This is a genomic window from Corynebacterium sp. HMSC04H06, assembly GCF_001815935.1.
Taxonomy (GTDB): domain Bacteria; phylum Actinomycetota; class Actinomycetes; order Mycobacteriales; family Mycobacteriaceae; genus Corynebacterium.
Genome location: NZ_KV823425.1, coordinates 49144 through 50241 on the forward strand (window position 1 = coordinate 49144; position 1098 = coordinate 50241).

1 protein-coding gene and 1 CRISPR repeat array are annotated in these 1098 nt (G+C 54.7%); the gene reads left to right on the forward strand.

Annotated elements, in window-relative coordinates; genetic code table 11:
• The first annotated feature begins 2 nt into the window (after positions 1-2).
• Positions 3-398: a CRISPR direct-repeat array (repeat unit 28 nt; unit sequence GTGTTCCCCGCGCAAGCGGGGATGAGCC).
• 132 nt (positions 399-530) lie between these two features.
• Positions 531-1022: a MarR family transcriptional regulator gene (locus HMPREF3067_RS11010; RefSeq protein ID WP_141759342.1), complete on the forward strand. Its 492-nt coding sequence runs from the start codon at positions 531-533 to the stop codon at positions 1020-1022.
• Positions 1023-1098 lie beyond the last annotated feature (76 nt).

The window sequence follows — 1098 nt, forward strand, 5'->3', positions numbered from 1 at the left end:
GCGTGTTCCCCGCGCAAGCGGGGATGAGCCCTGCCTTATCGCCAGTGCGCTCATCGAATGCGAGTGTTCCCCGCGCAAGCGGGGATGAGCCCTCCCCCTGCTCACCCCATAAACGACGCTGCAGCGTGTTCCCCGCGCAAGCGGGGATGAGCCGATGAAGGCCAGTGGGTAGGCCTGCTGGATGAGGTGTTCCCCGCGCAAGCGGGGATGAGCCCCAGACGTGTACCAGATACCCGCCCCCGGTCAGCGTGTTCCCCGCGCAAGCGGGGATGAGCCGATGGTGGAGCTCCAGCAGGCAGCAAGCCAGGTGTGTTCCCCGCGCAAACGGGGATGAGCCCCTCTGGCCAGCGTAAACAACCGATACTTTCGGTTGTTCCTCGCGCGAGTGGGGATGAGACTCTTTGCCGCGTCTGGAATTACTTGGGCCATTGGAATTGTTTGTTCATTCTACAGGGATGCTAAGTGATATGATCCGTCTGTAAACTGACGGTTCGAATGGGAGGGGTGGGCGAGAACGCCCCCGTAAAGAAATGAGCAGTGGATTAACTCCCGAGACTGTGATGGCATTGGTCTCGGCTGGTGTTAGCCAGGTAGATATCGCTAAGCGATTTGGTGTGACGCGTCAATACGTGAATAAGTTAGCTAAAAAGGCTGGGCATGTATCGGCAATGACAATTATCAACGACAACCTCCCGTGGAAGGTTGGTGGTGCGTATCAGGATAATACTATCTATCAGGGTATCCGCCTGATAGCTCACTATAATCTGGAGGGGGAACGGGCGTTTGAGGGGAGGCCTACCAACCTTCGTAAATTGAAAGCTATCATGCGAAAGTTGCACGTTTTCCAGCAGGTTGTGGATTTTGATCCTGAATATCCAGCAGTACCGGGTGTCGTGAACGGGCCGGGATTCGCGTATGTGCCGCGTACGCCGAGGGACAAAGATTTAGCTATTAAAATTAAGCCAAGCTTACGGTTTACGCGGTTGGGTGAGACGTTGTGGAAGTTGCCACCGATGCTGTGATGTTGACCTGAATTTTGCCAAATGATAAACCATGATTCATCGCTATCTGAAGCGTCCTGGGTTTAGTTCCTACCTC

Excerpts from the sequence above, each read along its gene's own strand:
- HMPREF3067_RS11010 (WP_141759342.1), top strand. The coding sequence starts at position 531 with ATGAGCAGTGGATTAACTCCCGAGACTGTGATGGCATTGGTCTCGGCT.